This window comes from Promicromonospora kroppenstedtii DSM 19349 (assembly GCF_000515355.1).
GTDB classification, from domain to species: Bacteria; Actinomycetota; Actinomycetes; order Actinomycetales; family Cellulomonadaceae; genus Promicromonospora; species Promicromonospora kroppenstedtii.
The window spans coordinates 10483-11168 of record NZ_KI911690.1; the positions used below are offsets into that span (position 1 = coordinate 10483).

A 686-nucleotide genomic window follows, 5' to 3' on the forward strand; every position below is an offset into this window, starting at 1 on the left:
GGGAACGCCGGCCCGCGTGATGGTGCCCGAGGCGGAGGCCGGCGTTCCCGGCGGGGGAGGTGTGGTGTCCGGCAGCGGGGTGCTCGGCGGTGCGTCCGCCGGGGCTTTCGGCCAGGCGGACGGTGCCGCGTGGGCCGGGCTGGATGCCGTCGTCGTCGACTGGGCCGGGCCGTGGCCGGTCGCGGAACGCTGGTGGACGCCGCGCGGCAGGCGCCGCGTGTTCCTCCAGGTCGTGGTCGACGGCGAGCCCACGCTCGGCCTGCTGCTCTCGGCGACAGCGGGTGCCTGGTCCCTGGAGGCCCTCTATGACTAGGCAGTCGGCAGTTTGTGCCACGAACTCGGTCTCTTGCATCGAGATCGGTCCAGCGCTGGACCGATCTCGATGCAGACTGCCGACCCCAGAGGAGAGTGCCGACCTCGCACGCCGCAGGGGCACGTCGTGACCAGGGGCGCGCCGAGCGGCCGGCGCGACCCGGACGTTCCCTACGCCGAGCTGCACGCGCACTCCGCGTTCAGCTTCCTCGACGGCGCGTCCCACCCCGAGGAGCTCGCCGCCGAGGGCGCGCGGCTGGGGCTCAAGGCGCTCGCGGTCACCGACCACGACGGGCTGTACGGCGTGGTGCGGTTCTCGGAGGCGGCCAAGGCGGTGGGCCTGCCCGCGGCGTTCGGGGCGGAGCTGCACCTGC

1 protein-coding gene and 1 pseudogene are annotated in these 686 nt (G+C 74.6%); both read left to right on the forward strand.

Annotated elements, in window-relative coordinates; genetic code table 11:
• Positions 1-313 (forward strand): annotated as a pseudogene (locus PROKR_RS35150) (DNA polymerase Y family protein); the annotation flags it as partial.
• A gap of 126 nt (positions 314-439) precedes the next feature.
• Positions 440-686 (forward strand): PHP domain-containing protein (locus tag PROKR_RS16365; RefSeq protein ID WP_036964761.1); only part of this gene is annotated, 247 nt, incomplete at its 3' end.